The sequence below is a fragment of the Anaeromyxobacter oryzisoli genome (genome assembly GCF_022690765.1).
GTDB lineage: Bacteria > Myxococcota > Myxococcia > Myxococcales > Anaeromyxobacteraceae > Anaeromyxobacter > Anaeromyxobacter oryzisoli.
Genome location: NZ_JALCZA010000009.1, coordinates 95,762 through 116,190 on the forward strand (window position 1 = coordinate 95,762; position 20,429 = coordinate 116,190).

17 protein-coding genes and 1 pseudogene are annotated in these 20,429 nt (G+C 73.5%); 7 read left to right on the plus strand and 11 right to left on the minus strand.

Translation table 11 applies throughout. The annotated features are described in order from the left end of the window. Nucleotides 1–157: 157 nt before the first annotated feature. The 5 genes from draG to MNZ27_RS05300 form a co-directional block, all read right to left on the minus strand. The gene (gene draG / locus MNZ27_RS05280) at nucleotides 158–1,069 is read right to left on the minus strand and encodes an ADP-ribosyl-[dinitrogen reductase] hydrolase (RefSeq protein ID WP_242392992.1); all 912 of its coding nucleotides are present in this window, start codon (nucleotides 1,067–1,069) and stop codon (nucleotides 158–160) included. A 49-nt stretch (nucleotides 1,070–1,118) separates the two neighbouring features. Beyond that, nucleotides 1,119–3,251, minus strand: a complete 2,133-nt coding sequence (locus MNZ27_RS05285) for an amylo-alpha-1,6-glucosidase (RefSeq protein WP_277957611.1) — start codon at nucleotides 3,249–3,251, stop codon at nucleotides 1,119–1,121. After that, the gene (locus MNZ27_RS05290) at nucleotides 3,251–3,862 is read right to left on the minus strand and encodes a vitamin K epoxide reductase family protein (protein ID WP_242392993.1); all 612 of its coding nucleotides are present in this window, start codon (nucleotides 3,860–3,862) and stop codon (nucleotides 3,251–3,253) included. The genes MNZ27_RS05285 and MNZ27_RS05290 overlap by 1 nt, the downstream gene beginning before the upstream one ends. 122 nt (nucleotides 3,863–3,984) lie before the next feature. Next, a complete protein-coding gene (locus tag MNZ27_RS05295; RefSeq protein ID WP_242392994.1) occupies nucleotides 3,985–4,428 on the minus strand; it encodes a YybH family protein in 444 nt (147 codons plus the stop codon). A 342-nt stretch (nucleotides 4,429–4,770) separates the two neighbouring features. Then, nucleotides 4,771–5,676, minus strand: coding sequence for a metallophosphoesterase family protein (locus MNZ27_RS05300; protein WP_242392995.1), 906 nt, complete (start codon nucleotides 5,674–5,676; stop codon nucleotides 4,771–4,773). A gap of 145 nt (nucleotides 5,677–5,821) precedes the next feature. Between MNZ27_RS05300 and MNZ27_RS05305 the strand changes: the two genes are divergently transcribed. Both MNZ27_RS05305 and MNZ27_RS05310 read left to right on the plus strand, forming a co-directional pair. After that, the gene (locus MNZ27_RS05305) at nucleotides 5,822–6,634 is read left to right on the plus strand and encodes a hypothetical protein (RefSeq protein WP_242392996.1); all 813 of its coding nucleotides are present in this window, start codon (nucleotides 5,822–5,824) and stop codon (nucleotides 6,632–6,634) included. A gap of 68 nt (nucleotides 6,635–6,702) precedes the next feature. Next, nucleotides 6,703–6,876, plus strand: a complete 174-nt coding sequence (locus MNZ27_RS05310; RefSeq protein WP_242392997.1) for a hypothetical protein — start codon at nucleotides 6,703–6,705, stop codon at nucleotides 6,874–6,876. Between the two features lie 174 nt (nucleotides 6,877–7,050). Here MNZ27_RS05310 and MNZ27_RS05315 read toward each other — a convergent pair whose 3' ends face one another. Further along, nucleotides 7,051–7,632 (minus strand): NADPH-dependent F420 reductase, encoded by a 582-nt coding sequence (locus tag MNZ27_RS05315; protein ID WP_242392998.1) that lies wholly within the window; start codon nucleotides 7,630–7,632, stop codon nucleotides 7,051–7,053. Nucleotides 7,633–7,864: 232 nt separating this feature from the next. Between MNZ27_RS05315 and MNZ27_RS05320 the strand changes: the two genes are divergently transcribed. The 4 genes from MNZ27_RS05320 to MNZ27_RS05335 all read left to right on the plus strand — a co-directional run bounded on the left by MNZ27_RS05320 (nucleotide 7,865) and on the right by MNZ27_RS05335 (nucleotide 13,109). Further along, the gene (locus MNZ27_RS05320; protein ID WP_242392999.1) at nucleotides 7,865–8,785 is read left to right on the plus strand and encodes a LysR family transcriptional regulator; all 921 of its coding nucleotides are present in this window, start codon (nucleotides 7,865–7,867) and stop codon (nucleotides 8,783–8,785) included. 113 nt (nucleotides 8,786–8,898) lie between these two features. After that, complete coding sequence (locus MNZ27_RS05325; protein ID WP_242393000.1) at nucleotides 8,899–9,633, plus strand: hypothetical protein; 735 nt, start codon at nucleotides 8,899–8,901, stop codon at nucleotides 9,631–9,633. A 177-nt stretch (nucleotides 9,634–9,810) separates the two neighbouring features. After that, on the plus strand, nucleotides 9,811–11,832 hold the full coding sequence (locus MNZ27_RS05330) for an HNH endonuclease (protein ID WP_242393001.1): 2,022 nt from the start codon (nucleotides 9,811–9,813) through the stop codon (nucleotides 11,830–11,832). A gap of 110 nt (nucleotides 11,833–11,942) precedes the next feature. After that, a complete protein-coding gene (locus MNZ27_RS05335) occupies nucleotides 11,943–13,109 on the plus strand; it encodes a GNAT family N-acetyltransferase (RefSeq protein WP_242393002.1) in 1,167 nt (388 codons plus the stop codon). A gap of 15 nt (nucleotides 13,110–13,124) precedes the next feature. On the opposite strand, the gene MNZ27_RS05340 is transcribed toward MNZ27_RS05335, so the two are convergent. The 5 genes from MNZ27_RS05340 to MNZ27_RS05360 form a co-directional block, all read right to left on the minus strand. Beyond that, nucleotides 13,125–13,877 (minus strand): class I SAM-dependent methyltransferase, encoded by a 753-nt coding sequence (locus MNZ27_RS05340; protein WP_242393003.1) that lies wholly within the window; start codon nucleotides 13,875–13,877, stop codon nucleotides 13,125–13,127. 73 nt (nucleotides 13,878–13,950) lie between these two features. Beyond that, entirely contained in the window at nucleotides 13,951–15,249 is a 1,299-nt protein-coding gene (locus tag MNZ27_RS05345) for a hypothetical protein (protein WP_242393004.1), read from the minus strand. 18 nt (nucleotides 15,250–15,267) lie between these two features. Beyond that, nucleotides 15,268–17,187, minus strand: a complete 1,920-nt coding sequence (locus MNZ27_RS05350; protein ID WP_242393005.1) for a tetratricopeptide repeat protein — start codon at nucleotides 17,185–17,187, stop codon at nucleotides 15,268–15,270. Then, nucleotides 17,184–18,176: a sugar-transfer associated ATP-grasp domain-containing protein gene (locus tag MNZ27_RS05355; RefSeq protein ID WP_242393006.1), complete on the minus strand. Its 993-nt coding sequence runs from the start codon at nucleotides 18,174–18,176 to the stop codon at nucleotides 17,184–17,186. Before MNZ27_RS05355 ends, MNZ27_RS05350 begins: the two co-directional genes overlap by 4 nt. After that, complete coding sequence (locus tag MNZ27_RS05360) at nucleotides 18,173–19,729, minus strand: 7TM domain-containing protein (RefSeq protein ID WP_242393007.1); 1,557 nt, start codon at nucleotides 19,727–19,729, stop codon at nucleotides 18,173–18,175. The genes MNZ27_RS05355 and MNZ27_RS05360 overlap by 4 nt, the downstream gene beginning before the upstream one ends. A 186-nt stretch (nucleotides 19,730–19,915) precedes the next feature. On the opposite strand from MNZ27_RS05360, the pseudogene MNZ27_RS05365 reads away from it, so the two are divergent. Continuing rightward, nucleotides 19,916–20,429, plus strand: a pseudogene (locus tag MNZ27_RS05365) (efflux RND transporter periplasmic adaptor subunit); the annotation flags it as partial.

Below are 20,429 nucleotides of genomic sequence, written 5' to 3' on the forward strand. Positions count from 1 at the left end.
CGAGGAGGCAGGACGAGAAGGCAGAGGCCATCGGCAGGGGCCCATTGGGACAGGCCGATGGGCAGCGGTCGATTCACGTAGAGCGCGTGCTCTGCAACCCCGCTCGCCCTGAGCGTAGCGCCGCGCAGGCGCGGCGCGGAGTCGAAGGGCGCAATGTTCAGACCACGCCGCGCCCGAGCGGCGACAGCGCCACCATCCGCTCCGCCAGCGCCCCGAGCTCCGCCACGAGCGGGGGGGCGAGCGCCCGAACCCAGCGGCGCGGCAGCGCCTCCTCGCCGTAGAAGGCCCCCGCGATCGCGCCGGCGATCGCGCCGGTCGTGTCGGCGTCCCCGCCCTGGTTCACCACCGCGACCAGGCACTCCTCGAACCCGCGCGTCGTGTGGAAGAAGTGCAGCACGGTCTGGAGCGTGTCCACCACGTACCCGGTCGCGAGCCCCCGGTACGGCTCGAACGCGAAGGCCGGATGCTCCGCCGCGAACCCCTCCGACGCGCGTCGGAGTTGCGCCTTCGACGCGGCGAGGCAGGCGAGCTGGACGAGCGCGCCCACGTGGACGCAAGCGGTGTCGGAGAGCGGGTGGTGGTGCGTGATCCAGGCCTGCTCGATCGCGACGCGCCGGAGGAGCGCCTCGTCGCCGAGGGTCGCGAGGGCGATCGGGACCATCCGCATCGCCGCCCCGTTCCCCGCGTCGCCCGCGGACTCGGGGCCCTGCAGCGTCCCCTCGACGAGGTAGCGCCGGAGTCCGCGCCGGACGGTGTTCCCCGCGTCCATCGGCCCGGACCGGAGCCAGCCGGCGAGCGCGTCCGCCGCCCCCCGGAGCTCCCACCCGTCCGCCGCGTCCATCGCGCGGGCGAGCCAGAGCGACATCTCGGTGTCGTCCGTCACCTGCCCGCGGCGGAGCCGCAGCCAGCCGCCGCCCGTGATGTCCCGGTGCACCCCGTGCGCCGCCCGGATCTCCCCCGGGGTCATGAACTCGACCGTCGCCCCCAGCGCGTCCCCCAGGGCGAGCCCCAGGAACGCCGCCCGGGCGCGGGCGCGGACGTCGGGGAGATCCGGGGCGGGAGCGCTCACGGAGCCGAGCCCATGCGAGGGGCGGGCCAGCCTCCCGTCCCGTTCACCATCAACCGTCGTGCGGCCGCGGCTCGACGCGGCGCCAGCCCGGCGGCAGCCCGGTCACCTTCGCCGTGACTCCACCTCGCCCATCGACACGAACCGAGACGGCGATGCGCGCGTCGCCGACGGGAACTCCGTTCACGTCCAGATGCGACATCCCCGGGATCGTGATGGGGGTCAGCGCGATCTCGCGATCGAGCGCATCGACCTCGAGGCCGAGCAGCGCCCGCGTCACGAGGAGCGCCGCTCCCGACGCCCATGCCTGTGGCCGACATGCGGTCGGGTACCGCACTGGCGTCCCGTACTCGCCAGCCGAGTAGCCGCAGAACAGCTCCGGCGGCTCGGTGTCGGCGAACGCGCCGAACGCGGCGAGCAGCGCGTCCGCGAGTCGCGCCGCCTCCTCGACGAGACCGTACCGGACGAGCCCAGCCAGGATCAGCGCGTTGTCGTGCGGCCAGACGCTGCCATTGTGATAGCTGACCGGGTTGAATCCGCCCTCGCGCTCTCCCATCGTACGGACGCCGAAACCCGAGAACATCTCCGGCCCGAGCAGCACGTTCGCGACGGCCCTCGCGTCATCCCGGCTGACCACGCCAGCCCACAGGAGGTGCCCGGGGTTGGACGTGAACGCATCCACGCGGTCCTTGTGACCGTCGAGCGCCTCGGCAAAATACGCGCGCTCTTCGATCCAGTAGCGTTCCCGGATTCGCCGCGCGAGGGCGACCGCCTCCTCCTCTAGCCGTTCGGCGCTCTCCCCCTTGCCGAGGTGCCGAGCGAGCTCGGCGACACGTCGGCGCGCGTCGCACGCGTACCCCTGCACCTCCACGAGCGCTATCGGCGGGGTGGCGATCCGCCCGTCCTTGAACCGGATGGAATCCGTCGAGTCCTTCCAGCCCTGGTTCACGAGTCCCGTATCCGCGTCGAGCTGGTACTCGAGCAGCCCGTCGCCGTCGCGATCGCCGTACCGTCTCATCCACTCGACCGCCGCGTCGACGTGGTGCCAGCGAGCTGCCGCGAAGTCGAGGTCACCCGTGACGCGGACGTACTCCGATAGCGTGATGAGGAAGAGCGGCGTCGCGTCGATCGTGCCGTAGTACGGATACGTCGGGATGAGCTTCTTCGCGGCCGGCGTCAGTGGACCGCGCCGGTATTCGTGCAGGATCTTGCCGGGAGCCTCCTCCGACAAACGGTCCAGCTTGTCGCCCTGCAACCGGGCCAGCGCGTCGATCGTGCCGCGCGCGAGCTTCGGATCGTGCAGGATCGATTCATAGGACGCGATGAGGCTGTCCCGCCCGAACAGATCCATGTACCAGGGGATGCCGGCGGCGATGGCGTACGCGCCTCCGCCTCCATCCTCCCCGGGGCCGCCCTCCGCCTTGATCCGCAGCGCAGCGAGATCGCGCGATGCCTGCTGGAACGCGCGCGCGAGGACGGCATGATCGGATTCGATGCGCGGCATCTCGCGCTGGATCGAGTCGTGGCGACCCTGCGCCGCCCGCCGCTGCCCGGCCGAAGGCGGCGTGGGTCGCGCGACGTCGTCGCCGATAGAAGGCGTGACCTCGATCGTGGCTTGCCAGCGCTGCCGGGGCGCGAGCTCCACGTGGAAGCGCGCCTGACCGCCCCGGAGCTCGTCGGGCCGGGGCTCGAAGGCGATCGCGGTACGGTGACGCGCACCTGCCTCGTCGAGCTCGAAGACGACCTCCTTCGCCTGGCGGACGTCGCTGTGGACGTGCGGCGACCACTCGCCTTCGCCGCCCCCTGCCGCGCGCTTCTTGACGGTCAGGATGTACTCGAAGTCACTCTCGAACGAGAGGCTCAGATCGAAGCGCGCGGTGGCTCCGGAGAAGTTCTCGATCCGCACGACCTCGCGAAGCCCGCCGCCGAGCTCACGGCGCACCACGATCCCGAGCGTGGACCTCTTCGCGCCGTCGAGCGGAGGGTTGGTCAGGAAGTGCCAGGCCTCGTTCGCGTGAGGAACGGACGGTTGCAGCACGACGGGGCGTTTGCCGTCGAGACGAAGCTCGTGTCGAGACAGGAAGCGCGTGTCGAGGTGAAAGAACCCTCCGTCACTCTCAGGGTCGAAATCGCCACGTTCATCCGTCACCATGAACGTCGTGCCCTGGTGCACGGTCACCGACATCAGGGACGCCTCCCTTCCCGCCGCGGCAAGAGGAACAGGATCGTCGCGCGCGCTTCGTCCCCGGCCACAGCCGCCACCGCGACCGCGATCGACGCCGCAGCCGAGCAGAGGCAGAGCGTGCACCCCGACTTGACGATCAGAATTTGGACCAAGGTCAACGCCACGCCTGCCAGGCCGAGCGCGACGGCCACCGCGACGAATGCGAGCACGATCCACGGATGCGTCCGCCATCGATCGGCGCTACCCGCGAGCTCGAGCACGATCTCCAGCGCGTAGCCTGCCGCACCGAGCGCCGCGTCAGGGAAGGGCAAGATGCGCGAGACGAAGGAGTGGAGGACCTGGGCGCTGCTCGCCTGCCCGAAGACAGGATCCCATGGCTCCGCCGCGACGCCGAGCTGGTACGCCGCGAGGTAGACGGAGATGCCGAGGCCGACCGCCGCGATGGCCGCGAGGACCACGCGGTCACGCCAGCCTGACGGGATCTCTGCGTAAAGCACGTCTGCGTGCTCCTTCGGCCGGTCGGGATCGTGCTGTAGCGGCATGGGGCCGCGACGCAGCGACGACGTGCGTACGCTGCACGCCCGCATCACGGCACCCACCTGGAGTCGCACGTAAAGCTAGTTCTCGCCGGTGGCGATGGCAGGTCCGGCACCCCCTCATCCGTCGCACCCTCGACGACGTTCCGTTCGCCAGAGGCGCTTCGTCCTCGCCGTGCGCCACCGGTCCTGCACCATCAGTGCACCGACGGCGGCTGCGGAATGAACGCGTACGGGCGCGCGTCCACCCACTGCCAGGTGTTGCCGCTCCTCTTCGCGAGGAGCACGAGGTGCAGCGTCATCGTCTCCCTCGAGCCGTCGGGCATCCTGACGTTCTCGAGCTCGTGGTCGAGGTCCATGAACGCGAGATCGTTTCCCAGGCGCCGGACCGACGTGATCCTGAACGTCGATTTCGTGCCCTCGAGGATGGTGTCGCAGTCGTGGCTGTAGGCGGCCTCCACCCCGGAGCGTCCGTTTCCGACCTCTCCGGCCGGGGTGATGAGGGTGCCGTCGTCCGCCCAGAACGAAGCGACCTGCTTCGTGTCGAATCGGTTGAACGCTTCGTTGAACCTCCGGAACGTATCCTCGAGCGAGGCCTCCGCCCTGTGCTCCGTCGTCCCGACGCCTTGCGTGGTCTCCATGAGCGCACCTCCGTACGGGTGAAAGCATGGCCGTGCCGGCGGGGGCGCCCCCGCGCAAATGCCAGGCGGGGGACAAAGAACGTATACGTGAGCACGAAGCAGGGCGGGAACGTGAAGGCTGGAGCTCCCGTTGCAGCCGCCCGTGCGATCGGGCTCCGGGCCGCTCCGTGAGGTGGCACAGGTCGCTGAATCGCCCTGGCGCGCAGTCGGTGTCGCGGTGGCGCTCGAGCGCGCGGTCCGGGCCCGCTCCTTGGAAGCGGACGATCAGCCGGGGGCGCCTCGTGCGCGCGGTGGCCGGGACGCCGCGCAAACGCGCGCATGCCTCCCCACCGTCCTCCGAGCTTACTGTGGCGGCTCGGCTGCGTCCGCCCCCAGCGCGACCCAGTCCACGAGCTCGCCGTCGCGGGTGACGAACCGGACGAGCAGCGTCCGCGCGTCCGCCTCGACGAGCTGCGCGCCGAACTCGCCGTAGAACCGCGCGCGACTCCCCTGGATCGGGAACCGCTGCATCGCGTACGGGGTGGACCCGCCCAGCCCGTTCACGAAGTACACGATCCCGTCGCGCTGGATGCGTTCGTAGTCGTGGTCGTGCCCGGCGAACACCGCGTGCGCGCCGCACGCCTGGAACGGCCACTGCGCGTAGGGCGTCGGGCCGTGCCGGCCGGAGGACCAGGGCGGGTGGTGGAGGAACACGAGCTTCCAGCGCGCGGGGGACGATCGCAGCGCCTCGCAGAGCCACCGCGCCTGCGCCGATTCCGGGGCCACGCCGTCGGGCTCCCGCGGATCGCTGTCGAGGGCGAAGACGTGCACGGCCCCCTTCGCGACTTCGTAGTAGCGCTCGTTGCCGGGCAGCGTGAAGTACGCGAGGTACGGGAGCGCCCCCGGTGCATTCCAGTCGTGGTTCCCGAGCACCGGGAAGAACGCGTTCGACGAGGCGCCGGGTCCGAAGCGACCGTGATACGGCGCGATGAACCCGGACCAGTACCTGCCGACGTGGTCGTCGATGGTCTCGGCGGCGCCCGAGGGGTAGTTGTTGTCGCCGGTGGTGACGACGAAGTCGGGGTGCCACGCCTGGACCAGGGCCGCGACGTCGCGCTCCGGCGCGTCCCCCGTGCCGTAGTCGCCGATGACGGCGAAGCGGACCGGGGCCTCGAGCCGGCGCGCGATGGCGTCGGGATCGCCGAGATCGCGACCGCAGCCGGCGAGGACGAGGAGCGCGAGGAGCGGGGCGAGACGGCGGCGCCGCACGCTCCGACGATAGGGCGCCCATCCGGCGATCGCCGCGCCGGACCCGACAAGGGCCCCGCGTCCCGCGAGCCCCACCCCGGCGCGGGGCCCGCCGCTCCGCATCGCCGGTGGCGCTCGTGCGGGCCCGAGAGGACAATCGACGCTCGTGAGGTGCGTCGCGCCATCGCCGGAGCGCGCGAGCGGCCTGTGCGCCGGCCTGCCGATCGCGCTCGCGATGGCCGTCGCGCTCACCCCAGCCGCGACGACGGCGACCCCGACCAAGCTCTTCCGGGCCCCCTCGCCTGGCGTCCAACCGTTCGCCGTCCCGCGCCTCGCGTACGACACCTACTTCTGGCCCGGGAGCAACGAGGTCGCCTCGTATCCCGTCACGCTCGGTGTCACGAGCGGCGTGCTCCCGCTCGAGAAGCTCCGGCTCGAGGTCGGCCTCGACGTGATCGTGCCCACGCGCGACCCGCTGTCACTGAACGCGAAGCTCGGAACGCCCGAGGGCGCGATGTTCGCCGGCTCGCCGGCCGTCGCGGTCGGGCTCTACGAGATCGGCGTGACGAGCGCCACCGCGCTCGACGTCGTCTACGCCGTCGCGGGGAAGCGCACGCAGTTCGGGGCGTTCGCGGTCGGTGGGTACGTCGGCACCGGACGCCTCCTTCGATCGTCGTCGGGCGCGGTCCACCGCGCGGGAGTGCTCGCCGGCGTGGCGCTCCCGCCGATCGCCGTGGGGCGCCCGTGGCTCCAGCGCGTCCAGGTGCGATGGGACGTCGTCACGGGGAGGAACGTCATCGGCGCGACCGGCGGTGGGCTCGCCTTCGTCTTCCTGCCCTCCCTCTCGGCGCTCATCGGGCCGGTCGTCTTCTTCGATCCCGCGCAGCAGCCGGGCGGCGTCAGCTGGCTGTGGAGCGTCCAGTTGACCGTCGATCTGGGCGCCGTGTCTGGACCGGACGCGCCCTGGCCCGGGATGTGATCGTTGCTGGAGGATGCCCAGCATGCGAAGTCCTGATCCGGGCGATCCTTCCGTCAACGACCCGTCGCATGCTCGTCGCTGTCGACGACGACGCACGTTCCAGTCGAACGGATGCCGAGGGGAACGCCGTCGTGCGCGCCGCGCAGCGTGAAGTACGCCGCGACCTGGTCGCCCTCGGCGACCAGGTCCTTCAGCGCTCACTGGACGTCCGAGCGCGGCCTCGCATCATCCGGACGATCTAGACGTGACCCGTTGGCCCCCGGAGCGGTTCCGGGAGCCCCAGGGCGTGAAGCTGGGAGTCGGGCGGGATGAGCTCGGCGCCGGCTACCTCGCTGCCGGTGGCGATGAACCGTCGTGAACCGACAAACCACGCGCCTGGTGGCTTCGAGCGACGTGGAGAGCCCCGCCGATCCGGTTCATCGCACGAGGCGGAACCCGATGTCGGGCCCCAGCTTCTGCACGTACCCGAGCAGGATGTTGAGGTAGCCGAGGGACTCGAGCCACCGGGCGTTCTGCAGCGGCCCGGCGTCGACGGCGTCGAAGCCGATGTCTCGGCCGAGCGCGAGGACGCGCTCCTTCGAGGAGGCGTCGTCCCCGGCGACGAACAGGCTGATCCGCTCGCCCTTCACCTGCCCCGTCTCCATGTGCTGCGCGAACACGGTGTTGAATGCCTTCACCACCTTCGCCCGCGGGGCCTTCCTTTGCAGCTCCTCGGCCCCACTCGTGGTGTACCCGAGCGCGAGCTGCATGTCGGCAGTGAGCGCGTTCGTCACGTCCACGAGGACCTTCCCGTCCAGCGCGTCGCCAGCGGCGCGAAGCGCGTCGTCGAGCGCGCCGAAGGGGACGGCGAGGAACACGACCTCCGCCCAGGAGGCGGCCTGGCGGACCGCTCCCGGATCCTTGCCGACCGCCCGGACCTCGTGACCAGCCCGCGCCAGGCCGCGCTGGAGCGCGCCGCCCACGTTGCCTTTGCCGATGATGCCGATCTTCATAGCCATGGTCTCGTATCCTCCAGAGAGGCTTCGAGGCGATGTGCCCCGAAGCGCCAGGAAATATGGCGGCCTCGCCGGGCGGGATAAATGACGATTTCGGCAAAGCAGCGTTGATGAATAATCACGAGTAAGGAGCGCACGCGTCTTCCCCTCCGCGAGCTGGCGTTCATGCGAGGACGAAGATGAAGGCGGCGCCCATCCTTGACGTGAGGTCACAAGTCGTCGTGAGATCACGAGAATGAACGACGTCTTCTCGGAGATCGAGGTCTTCACCCGATCCGTAGACCTCGGGGGGTTCACGCGCGCGGCCGAGAGCCTGGGCCTCACGCCGTCGGGAGTGAGCCGGATCGTCTCGCGGCTCGAGCGCCGCGTCGGGGTGCGCCTGCTCAACCGGACCACGCGCAGCCTCAGCCTCACCGACGAGGGTGCCGCCTACTACGAGCGGTGCACGCGCATCCTGGCAGAGCTCGAGGAGGCCCACGCGGCCCTGGCGGCGGCGAGCACGACGCCTCGAGGTCGCCTGCGGGTCGATGTCTCCATGGTGCTCGCGGACTTCGTGGTGGGGCCAGCACTGCCGCGATTCCTGTTGCGCTACCCGGACGTGTCCTTGGACCTGACGGTCCGAGACCGGCTCATCGATCCGACTGCCGAGGGCGTGGATGTGGTGATCCGGCTCGCTCCGACGCGGGACTCGGAGCTGGTGTCCCGTCGGCTCGGCCGCGCGCGGTCCGTGCTAGTCGCCTCTCCCCGGTACCTCCGGTCGAAGGGCCGCCCGCGGACGCTCGCGTCGCTCCGCGAGCACTCCTGCATCGCCTATCTGGCGAGTACCGGTCCCTTGCCCTGGAGGCTGAAAGGAGAGTCCGGCGAGGTCCTCTTCCACCCCGCCGGCAGGCTCGTGGCTGGGTCAGGAAACGTGTTGACCCATGCCGCGCTGGCGGGGCTCGGCGTCATCCAGACCTACGAGTACCACGTCGCGGAGGAGCTGGCCCGTGGCGAGCTCGAGGTCCTGCTCGAGGACCTCGAGCCCGAGCCACGGGTGGTACAGGCTCTCTTCGCGCGGCAGAAGGCCTCTCTGCCGAAGGTGCGGGTCTTCGTGGACTTCCTCGTGGATACGTTCGCGTCCTGGTCCCCTTCGGCTCGAGCCCGCAGGCGCCGCTGATCCCATCGGGTAAGGTGGCAGTCGAACCGCTTCGGAACGCTGGGCGAATGAGACCGTCCGTGGCATGGCGGCATCGCTCCACGGTGCGTGAAAATGGAGCGCTCGTCGGCGCCGTGCTGATCGTCGCCGTCTGCGCCGCCTTCACCGTCGCCAGCCTGTGGCTGGTCGCCGCCGACCGCGGCGATCGCCGGACGGCGATCGGCGCCGTGGCCTTCTTCGGCCTGTGCCTGGGGCTCGCCATCTGGCTGCTGCGGGTGCGAGGGGCGAAGTGGCGGAACCTCGATGCGCACGGGGTGGAGATCGTGGGTGGGGTTCCCATCCGCGCGCGCCCCCGGAGGCCCGCGGCGGCACTCGCCGTGGCCTCCGCCGCCCTGTCGATCGTCTCGTGGGCGATGGATGGGCCGTTGGCCCTGCTCGCCTTCGCGGTGGCGCTCCTCTGCGCGGCGCTCGTCCCGGTGCTCCTCTTCGGTCCGCCGAGCCGCCGCGCCCTCGTCTTCGAGCCGGAGGGGCTGCAACTCGTCGAGCCTTCGTGGCAGGTTCGCGTCCCGTGGGACGAGATCGTCGAGGCGAGGCTCGTCGACGTGCAGGACACCCTGCTGGTCGCGCTCACGCTGCGCGATACGTCGGGGCTTGTGCCCACCGGGCGCGGCGGGGATCTCGTCGCGCGGCGGCGCCTCGCGCGCGCCGTCTCGCTCAACAGGGCGTTCTACGGCTGCGACGTCACCATCGGCCCCGGCGTGCACGGCCTGGACGCGGTGCTCTTCCTCCGCGCGATCGAGACTTACGTCTCGGACGCTGGCGCGAGGGCGCGGCTCGCGCCGCGAACGGCCCTCCAGGTGGGCTCATAGGCGCGTCGAGCCGGGCGCCGAAGGTCGGGCGTGACCATGTGCCGGGGAGCAGGTCGGCCGCGGTGTCGAGCGGGGGTGGCGAGTCACTCCGCGGGCGCAGCAGGCCGTGCCTGCGGCACCAAACCGCACAATCTTGGAAATGAGCGAATGTCAGACCGGTGTGCAACGCTCTGAACAATGTGCGGGGTCGTTTCCAGCTCGAACGGAACCTCGGCGGTGCCGCCGCCGGAGGCGCTCTCGCGCGCGGCGTGGCAGCTCGACCCGCCCATGCCGCACGAGCGGCCGCACGTTCTCCGTGAGGAGGCGGCGCTCCTCGTGGACGGCCTCCTCGCCCGGGTGGCGCGGGGACGAGGCGCGTTGGATGTCGCGCTCGGTGAGGGACTCCTGGCCCTGGCCCAAGGCGACCGGACGCTGCGACTCGGATTCTCGGGGATCGCCGACTACGCCCGCGAGCGGCTCGGGATCGCCGGCCGGACCGCGCAGGGGATGGCCCAGCTCGCGCGCGCGTTGGCCGCGCGCCCACGACTCCGCGAGGCGGTGCGCTCGGGCGAGGTGAGCGCGCGCAAGGCGACGACGATCCTTCGGGTGGCGCGGGGCGACGCGGAGGCCGAGTGGGTCGAGCGTGCGCGGACCGCGACGGTGCGTGCGCTCGAGTCGGCGGTACGGACGGCGGGCACAAATGATTGCCCGGAGGGCACGACCGAAGCGAGTGGCGCGATGGGCGCCGCCGGCGGGACGGCTGGCGCCGAGCCCGAGGAGGAGCGGTTCGACCGCGTCGATCTCGCCCTCGGGACAGAGGCGCGAGCCCGGCTCGACGAGGCGCTCGCCCTGGCGGGGAAGCTCCTCGGGGCGACCTCGCCCCGGTGGCAGCGGCTCGAGTCGATCTGTCAGGAGTTCCTCGGCGCGCACCCGGTGGACGCGGGCGAGGAGACGGACGAGCGGAGCGTGGAGGCGTCGCGCGCGGAGTGGTTCGACGCGGCGCGGGAGGCGCTCGAGGAGGAGACGGCGTGCTGGGCCGCGCTCGACGAGGTCGCGCCGGTGCCGGCGCCGGTGCTCGGCGTCGTGACGGACGGCGCGGGCCTGGACGACGACGGGGCCTTGGACGACGGGGGCGGTGCGGGCGGCGCGCCTGCGAGGGATCCCGCGGAGGTCCTCGACGAGCAGCTCCGGCACCTCGCCTCCATGCGCGAGCGCTGGGACGAGTTGGTCGGCCACCTCGCCATGCTGGTCCTGAACGTCGGGCTCTGGCGCGACATGGGCTTCGCCACCTTCGGGCACTACTGCGCCGAGCGGCTCGGCATGGCGGAGCGGACCGTGGCGCAGCGGGCGGCGCTTGAGCGGCGGCTCTACGCGCTGCCGGCGCTCCGGCAGGCGCTCCGGGCGGGGAGGGTCAGCTACGAGCAGGCGCGGCTCGTCGCCCGGGCGGCGGGCGCGAGCACGACGGATGAAGACGCGGTCGAGGCGCTGATTGCCCACGCCGAGGCCTCGACGTGCATCGCGTTCCGGCGTGAGCTCGAGGACGAGCTCGCCGCTCGGGCAGAATTCGAGGCGCAGGCCGCGGCGCAGATGTGTGCGCCGCCCGGGCGAACCGACGACTCCGGGGCGGAGGCGACGCAGATGTGTGCGCCGTCGAGGCGGACCGACGACTGCGGATCGGAGCCGGCTGCGACAGACGAGCCGATGGGAGTTCCGCGCCCGCAGATGTGTGCGCGCGACTGGTTGACCCTCCACGTCCCGCGCCGGGTGGCCCTCCTCATCGACGCCTCGTTCCGCGCGGCTCGGGCCGCCGCAGGTCACTGGCTCAACCCGGAGGAGTGCGTCATCCGCATCGCAGGGCACTTCGTCGAGACGTGGACCGAGACGGTGAAGCAACTGGAGCGCTCGCGCCCTGCGCGGCAGCGGAAGATCCTCGCGCGGGATCGGTGCCGCTGTCAGGTGCCCGGGTGCAGCCGCCCCGCCGCGCACGTGCACCATGTGTGCTTCCGCTCGCACGGCGGCGATGACTCCGGGGAGAACCAGATCGCCCTCTGCGCCGCGCACCACCTGCACGCCATCCACCGGGGCTGGATCCGGGTTCGCGGCCGGGCGCCGGATGGGCTCCGGTGGGAGCTGGGGCTGCGCTCCGACGGGACGGCGCTGGCCGTGTTCGGCCCGGACACCTGGGCGTCGGAGACCGGCCAGCGAGACGCCCCGGTGTGAAGCCGCAGGACGTCGCTGGATGCCGCTGGATGCCGCAGGGCGCACGACCCGAGTAGCCGACGGCGCATGCTGGTGAAGCGTCGTCGGCCGCGCTGCGCTACAAGTTCCCGGTGACCGGCCCGACCGTCTCCGTCCACGGCGCGCTCTCCGAGATCCCGGCTGCCGACTGGGACGGGCTGCTCGCCCACGAGCCGGGGCGGGCGAGCCCGTTCCTGCGCCATGCCTTCCTCGCCGCGTGCGAGGCGAGCGGGTCCGCCTCCCCGCGCACGGGGTGGGCGCCCCGCCACCTGGTCGTCCGCCGCGGCGGGCGGGTGATCGCTGCGGCGCCGGCGTACGCGCGGGACCGCTCGGACGGCGACTTCGGCCGCGACTGGGAGTGGGCGGCGGTCGCCGAGCGCCGCGGGATCCCGTGGTACCCGAAGCTCGTCCTGGGCGTGCCGTTCACGCCGGCGACGGGGCGGCGCGTCCTCGTCGCCCCGGGCGAGGACCGGGGCGCGCTCGTCCGGCTCGTCGTGGAGGCGGCGCGGAGGCTCTGCGCGGACGAGGGGCTCCACGGCGTGCACGTCCTCTTCCCGGGCGCCGACGAGGCGCGCGAGCTCGAGGCGGCCGGGCTCGCGCTGCGCGTGGACTTCCAGTACCACTGGCGGAACGAGGGCTACCGCACCCCCGAGGAGTTCCTCGCCCGCTTCCCGTCGAAGCGCCGCAACGCGATCCGGCGCGAGCGGGCCACCCCGGCGCGGCAGGGGATCGTCATCCGGACGGTGCGCGGGGACGAGCTCGCGGCCGATCCCGCCGGCTGGGCGAAGGCGTGCTTCACGCTGCTCCGCGCCAGCACCGACCAGATGCCCTGGGGCATGCGGTTCGTGAACCGCGCCTTCTTCGAGCGCGTGATCGCCGGGCTGCCGGACGCGGCGGAGGTGGTGGAGGCGCGGCGCGACGGACGGCTCGTCGCGATGGCCTTCAACCTGGCCTCCCGCGAGCGGCTCTACGGCCGGTACTGGGGGTGCGTGGAGCAGCACCCGTTCCTCCACTTCAACGTCGCGCTCTACCACTCGGTGGACGAGTGCATCCGGCGCGGCGTCCAGATCTTCGAGGGCGGCGCCGGCGGTGAGCACAAGCTCTCCCGCGGGTTCGAGCCGGCGGAGACCTGGAGCGCCCACCTCGTGCTCGATCGCGGCCTCGACGCGGCCCTGCGGCGCCACCTCGAGGCGGAGCGCGCGGAGCGCCTCGAGGCGATCGCGCGCTGGCGCGAGGAGCACCCGCGGCTCGGGGGATAGCCCGGGCCGCCGCGCTCAGCCCCGCCGCGCCCAGTGCAGGACGAGCTCGCGCTGCCACACCGCGCCGCCGTGCTCGGCGGCGAGCGCCCGCGCGTCGGCGAGGAGCGCGGCGAGGGCGGCGGGGCCGAGGGCGGGGCCGACGTAGGAGAGCGACCGGAGCACCGCCTCGAGCCGGGAGTCGTCGAGCGGCTCGGCGTCCTCGAACCGCTCGGCGGCGGGCGCGCCGATGCCGGCGTTCGAGAAGAACAGCCCGACCGGCGGCGGCGCGGGGCGGGCCTTGAAGTTGGCGCGGGCGATCCGCGCGGCGAGGGCCTCGAGGAACGGCGTGGCCGCGAGCCGCGGCGTCACGACGGCGAGGACCCCGCCGGGCGCGAGGAGCCGGGCCGCCTCGCGGGCGCCGCGCTCCGGATCCACCCAGTGGAGCGCGTCGGCGAGGACCACCAGCGCGTGCTCGCTCCCCGCGAGCCCGGTCTCCTCCGCTGCGGCGTGGACGGGGACGATCCCGGGGACCTCCGCCGCCGCGAGCGCGGCGAGCATCTCGCGCGCCGGCTCGACCGCGTGGACCCGCGCGCCCAGGCGGGCGAGCGGCAGCGCGAGGTGGCCGGTCCCGGCCCCGAGATCGGCGATCCGGGAGGCAGGCCCGCCGGCGAGGGCGAGCAGGCGGGCGACCAGCGTTGCGGGGTAGCCGGGCCTGAGCCGGTAGGCCTCGGCGAGGCGGTTGAACACCCAGCGGCGGTGGTCGTCGGGGCGGACGTCGCGGCGGGACACGGCGGGAGCCTACCGTGGAGGCCTCGCCGCGTCATGGCCGGCGTGCCGGCTGGCCGCGCTCCGCGCCGGAGCGCTACCTCCGCCACTCGACGCCGGCGATCGTCCGCAGATTGTCATAGCTCCAGCGGATGTCGTAGAAGCGCGTCGCCGGGTAGACGCCCGGCACGTAGTCGGGATAGTTCGTGTCGCGCCAGATCCACTCGCCCTCGGCGACGAGCGAGAGACCGTCCCGGAGCGCGTACCGCAGCTCGCCCTTCACGAGCGCCTTGTCGTCGTGCAGTCGCTTCCCGTCGGCGGTGTTGGCCTTCGAGTCGGGGCCGTAGGTGTGGAACCAGCCCTCGAGCCGGGCCCGCGCCGAGAGCGCCTCGTCGAACGCGTAGGCGATCACGAGGGTCGGGTGGTGACCCTGGTACGAGTAGTACGCCTGGAACGGGTCGTTCTGGATCTGGTACCCGTACTCGAGGCGCGCCTCGAGGCGGCCCTCGAGCCGCTTCAGCTCGACGTCCACCGCCGGCTCGGCGCGGTCAAGCCGCTGCAGCGGGTTCCCCGACGAGAAGCCGGTCCCGGCGTCGCGGGCGAGGAGGGTGAAGTCCTGCCGGTGGTCGTAGCCGAACCGGACGCCGGCGGCGTAGCCGTCTCCGCGCGCGTAGCCCTCGCCGAGCACGCGCCAGGAGAGGTCGATCCGGTGCTGCCCGTTGTCGCGCGGGGTGAGGTGCATCGGCGCGCCGGGATCGAAGGCGGGGTCGCGCTCGTACGTGGTCGAGACGTAGCGATAATGGAGCCGGAGGTGCTGTCGGTCGAAGGGTCGGGCGTGCAGGGAGGCCCCCACGCGCCAGGACAGGTAGCTGTACCGCTCCGTGCCGGGCATGTAGCCGGTAGCATCGCGCTGGTAGAGGTCCGGCCAGTCCGGGCGCCAGGCGCCGGAGAGCCCGGCCTCGGCGCAGAGGTCGAGGGCGCGGCTGATCCGGTAGGTCGGCTCGACCGCGACGTGTCCGGAGGTCTCGGAGAGCGACGCCCCGAGGGTCTGCCGGTGCGCGAGCTCGAGCGGTACGGCGAGCTTCCACTCGCCCGCGCGGAGCTCGGGGACGAGGGCCGCCTCCGCGCCGAGGAGACCGCCCGAGACGCGGCGCACGCCGTACCCGTCGAAGCCTCCGCCATAGCCGAGGACCCGGGCGTCGAGGTTCCAGCCGTCGTGGTGCTTCGCGCCCTTCCCGGCGCGGGCGGTGGTCGAGTCGGCGGAGGCGGGTGCGGAGTCCGGGGCGTCGGGACCCGCGGCCGCGGCGGCGCCGCCGGCGAGGAGGAGGGCGAGGGCGAGGGCGATTCGGGTCACGTGGGGGCTCACGGGCAGGCGCAGGGGGTGGAGATCCTTCAAGTCGGAATCCTCGTGGGCTCAGCGGGTGGCCGGCGCGGCGGGGCCGCCCGGAGGGGAGCAGGAGAGGGCGCGCACGTGGGGGTCCTGCGGAGCCTCGGCGCGGAGCTGCCGCGCCCGCTGCTCGCAGCCGGCGCGGTCACCCTCGCGCGAGAGGATCGCGGCGAGGGCGGCGCGGGCGCCGAGGTCGCCGGGGACGAGGTCGAGCAGCTCCTCGAAGCCGCGCCGCGCGTCCTCGACCCGGCCGGCCGCGAGGTCCGACTGCGCGGCGGCCCGCCTCGAGGGGACGTGGCCCGGGTCGATCGCGAGCGCGTGGGCGAGGGCGTCCCGGGCGTCGGGGCGATGGCCGCTCGCGTCGAGGGCGAGGGCCAGGGCGAACCACCCGGCCACGTCCCGGCCGTCGCGGGCGAGGAGCTCGCGATAGAACCGGACGGCCTCGGCGGGACGGCCGGACCGGACCAGGAGGTCGCCCAGGGCGAGCTGCGCGGTGCCGGAGCCCGGCCGGGCCGCGAGGGCGCGCCGGAGCGCGTCCTCCGCCTCGGGGAGCCGCCCGACGCGGGACAGGAGCTGGCCCAGCGACAGCCAGCCCGGCGCGTAGCCCGCGTCGAGCGCGAGCGCCTTGCGGTAGTCGGCCTCCGCCGCCTTCGGGTCGTCCGCGGCCTCCTCGACCGCGGCGAGGTTGTTCCACGCCGCCGGATACGCCGGCTTGAGCGCGAGCGCCTTCGCGTACGCCGCCCGCGCGGCGGCGAGGTCCCCGGCGCCCCGCTCGAGCACGCCGAGGTTCAGGTACGCCTCGGGATAATCGCCGTGCGCGACCTCGATCGCCTTCTGGTACGCGCGCCGCGCGTCGGCGATCCGGCCCTGGCGATCGGCGACCAGCGCCACCAGGAAGTGGTGCTCGGGGACGTCGGGGCCGTCGGCCACCAGGCGCTCCGCCTCGTGCTGCGCGCGGAGGAAGTCCCGGGACTGCAGGGCGAGGCGGAGCAGCCGCCGGCGGGCGAAGCGGTTGGCGGGGTCGAGCCGGAGGGCGCGATCGTACGTCTCGGCGGCCGCGGCGACGTCGCCGCTCCGCTCCCGCGCGAGCCCGAGCGTCGCGTGGACCGCGGCCAGGTCCGGCGCCAGTTCGGCGGCGCGGAGCAAGACTTGCACCGCGCGCGGCACGTCCTCCGCGGCCTCGGTCCCGAGCCATGCCTTGGCGATCCTCAGCCGGATCTCGGCCCGGGCCGGGGCGTAGAGGATGGCCCGATCGAACGCCTGAGTCGCCTCCGGTCGTCGATCCGCGGCGAGGTGGGCGGCGCCCAGGCCGACGAGGGCCCGGGCCCGCTCCTCGTTCGAGCCGGTCGAGGCGGCCGCCTGGAGCAGCGCGATGGCCTCGGCGACGCGGCCGCTCTTGCGGAGCAGGCTGCCGAGCGTGAGCCGCGCGGGCGCGTAGCCGGGACGCAGCGCGAGCGCGTGCCGGAGATCCCGCTCGGCGCCCTCGCGGTCGCCGGTCCGCGCCCGGGCGAGGCCGACGCGGTAGGACGCGTGCGCCCCGGGGCGGAGCTCGGCGGCGCGGAGGAGGTGGGGGAGGGCGCGCTCCGGCGCCGCGCCGGCGAGGAAGGTCTCGCCGAGATCGGCCTCCACGGCGGCGGAGTCCGGGTGCGCCTTCAGCGCCTCCTCGAGGAGGGGGAGAGCCTCCGCGGTGAGGTGGCGCCGGACGGCGACGCGCGCGCGGGCGTGCTCAGGCGAGACCGGCGGCTCCTGGCCGGCGCGCTCGGAGTCTACCCCCGCGCCGGCCTCCTCCTCGTCGCCGGCCGCGGACGCCTCCGCGGCGATGGCGACGTGCACCGTCGCGTTCCCGCGGCGGGCCGCGTAGATCTCCAGGGCGAGGGCGCCCGCGACGAGGGCGACGAGGCCGAGCAGCATCGGCCAGAGCCGGTCGAGCTCGAGGCGTGCGCTCACGGAGCGTCTCCGGCGAGGCCGCCCGCGTCGAAGGTCGGGGCCGGGCGGGCCTCGTCGTCCCCAGCGGCGCGGACCGGCGCGACGGCGGGCCAGAGGCCGCGGCCGTTCACGTTCTGGATCTCGAGCCCGGGCCGGGCGTTGATCTCGAGGACGAGCGGACCGCGCGCCCGGTCCACGACCACGTCCACGCCGAGGTACCCGAGGGGCACCGCGCCGGCCGCGCGCCGCGCGACGGAGAGGATCCCGGCCCAGTCCGGCACGGCCAGCTCGAGGAGGGGCGTGCCGGACTCGGGGTGACGCTCCACCGCGCGCCCGTGGTGGAGCGCGCGGAAGGTCCGGCCGGTCCCGAGGCCCACCGCGATGCCGAGGCCGCCCTGGTGCAGGTTCGCCCGGCCTCCGGACTCCGCGGTCGGGACCCGGATCATCGCCATCAACGGCTCGCCGCGGAGCGTGATCACGCGCACGTCGCAGAGCCCGTCCGCCCAGAGCGCCGCGAAGAGGGGGTGGGGGACGATGCGCTCCTCCACGAACGCGCGGTCCTCGAGCTGGTTCGAGTAGACCCCGAACACCACGTCGGCGAGGTGGCGGGCGAGCTCCACCGGCCGGAGTTCCTCGCCGCCGGCGCGGCGCCACGCGCCACGCTCCGGGTCCCAGTCGCCGACCACCACGATCCCGCCGCCGCCGGAGCCGTTCGCCGGCTTCACCACGAACCGGCCCCGGCCGCGGAGCGCCTCGACCGCCGCGGGCACCGCGAAGAGCCCGTCGCAGACGGCGAGGGTCGCGGCCACGGGGACCCCCGCTGCGGCGAACCGCTCTTTCGCGAGGAGCTTGTCGTCGGCCAGCGGGTAGTGGCGGCGGGGGTTCTCCGGGTAGACGAGCGCGAGGTTCCGCCGGTTGATCCCCACGACCTCGTCGCGGCGGGCGAGCAGGTCGGAGACGCGGGCGCGGAGGCGGGCGGCGCGGGCGCGAGCGGCGGCGGCGAGGCTCACGGCGCCCTCCGGAGGAGCGCGCGGAAGCGGCCGTACTCGCTGAGCCGCATCCCGACCCAGCGCCCCAGGTACACGTCCGCGGCCACTACGAGGAACAGCACCTCGGGGAAACCGATGAGGAGCACCTGCAGCGCGAGGGAGTTCATCACGACGAAGCAGGCGAGCATCACCAGGAGCGTGCCGGCCAGCTCCTTCGCGGCCTCCCGGCCGCCGTGCTCGGTGAGGGAGAGGTAGAAGCGCTCGGCGCAGATCGCGAGGACGGCGATGGGGAAGAAGGCGACGTGGGTGAGCCCCCGTATTCCGAGCCGGTCGGCGATCATCGTCGTGCCGAGCAGCGTGAGCACGACCGCCCCGAGCAGGATGGCGAGGGTGGGGGAGTGGAGCAGCTCGAGCCGCGCGATCCCCCAGCGCGTCGCCGCGACCACCACCACCACCACGAGCACCGCGATCACGCCCAGCAGCGCGCCGGTGTCGCCGGCGGCGGCGGCGATGAGTGCGGGCAGGAAGGTGCCGAACGTCGGCATCCCGACCACGTTCCGGAAGAGGACCACGACGAGGGCGCCGACCGGGAGCATCAGGATCGTCCGGAGCAGGGTGAAGGGCAGCTTCAGCCGGTCGAAGAGCGCCCACACGTTGAAGAGCGTGAAGCTCGCCTTCGCGCGCGGTGAGGGCACGAGCTCCGAGCGCGTCTCGAAGCGATAGTCGAAGTTGACGTCGTTCGTGTGCCGGAAGAGCGCCTCGTCGCCGTAGTAGAGCGCGAGGTAGCGCTCGGGCAGCTCGGCGAAGTGGTGGTTCGTGGGGCAGAACGCGACCCAGTGCCCCGCCACCCAGACCTCCACCCACTGGTGCGAGGTCTTCTTCGTCACGCCGGAGTCGAGGATGAGGCCGCCGACGAGCCGCGACGGGATCCCCGCCGCGCGCGCGAGCGCGACGAAGAGGCGGCTCTTCCCGTTGCAGCTCGACTCACGGAGCCGGAGGGCGGTGAGCGCGTCGGTGGTCCCCTTGAACGGGCGGGGCTCGAGCCCCGCGGTGAAGTCGTAGATCCGGCGGATCCGCTCCAGGAGCGGCCCGTCCTGCGCGCCGATCCGGGCGAGCGCGTCGCGGATCTCCGGGGCGTCCACCTGGATCTCCTTCTCCGGGCGGAGCCACGTCGCCGCCGACGCGGGGTAGTCGGTCGGGACGGGGAGGTCCGGCGGGATGCTCCAGGTCATCCGGTGCGGCACCACCTTGAACGTGTGCCGGAGCGTGGCGCCGTCCGGGACCTCCGCGCCGGTCCAGGTGGCGACGCGGTTGGCGCCGTCGGTGACCTGGGTGAGGTGGAGTCCGGAGGAGGCGTCGCGCTCCTCCGAGATCGACTGGTGCGCGTCGTTCGCGGGGAGGAAGCTGCGGATCCGGACCTCGCCCCCGTGCCCGTCGAACGCCAGCGCGTACGCCACCTCGTACTGCCGGACCGGGAGGACGTTCGCGAGCGAGTACCCGAGCGCGCGGACCTTGTAGAGCATGAGCCCGGCGGCGGCCGCCACCAGCAGGGCGACGGTCGCGCCGACCCTCACGCCCTGTGAGATATGGGATCGGGTCTCCACGGCGCCGAGGAGACTCGGCGAGCGGGTCGGCGGCCACGCCCGCGCGTGAAAGTTCACGAACGCCGGTGGTGGGCGGGGCTGGCGCCGCGCCCGCGCGAACGGCGCGCCCCTCGAATCGCTCGCGCGGTGGTCGGGACCGGAGCACAATGGCGGCGCATGTCGGTGCTGGTCTGCTCCGCTCGTGTCCTCCTCGGCGCCGCCCTCGTCGCGGCCGCCGCCGTCGCGCTCGCCGGGTGCGGGCGCGAGGTGCCGGGGTACGTCGCGGCGCGCCGGACGCTCGTCCAGCGCGTAGTGGCGAGCGGCAGGGTGATGGCGTCGGCCCGCGTCACCCTCGGCGCGGTCGCCCTCGGGAAGGTCCAGTCGGTCGCGGTGGACGAGGGCGATCGCGTCCGGAGCGGTCAGCTCCTGCTGAAGCTCGACGACGCCGCGCTGCGCGCCGCGCTCGACGAGGCGCGGGCGCGGGTCGCCGAGGCCGCCGCCCGGGTGGACCAGGTGCGCGGGCCCGGCGCGCGGAGCGCGTCGGAGGCGGTCCGCCAGGCCGAGCTGCGCGTCGCGCTCGCGGAGCGCGAGCTCGAGCGGACCCGCGCGCTCGCCGCGGCGGGGTCGTCGAGCCCGGCGCAGCTCGACGCGGCCGAGAAGGCGCTCGCCCTGGCGCGGAGCCAGCAGGAGG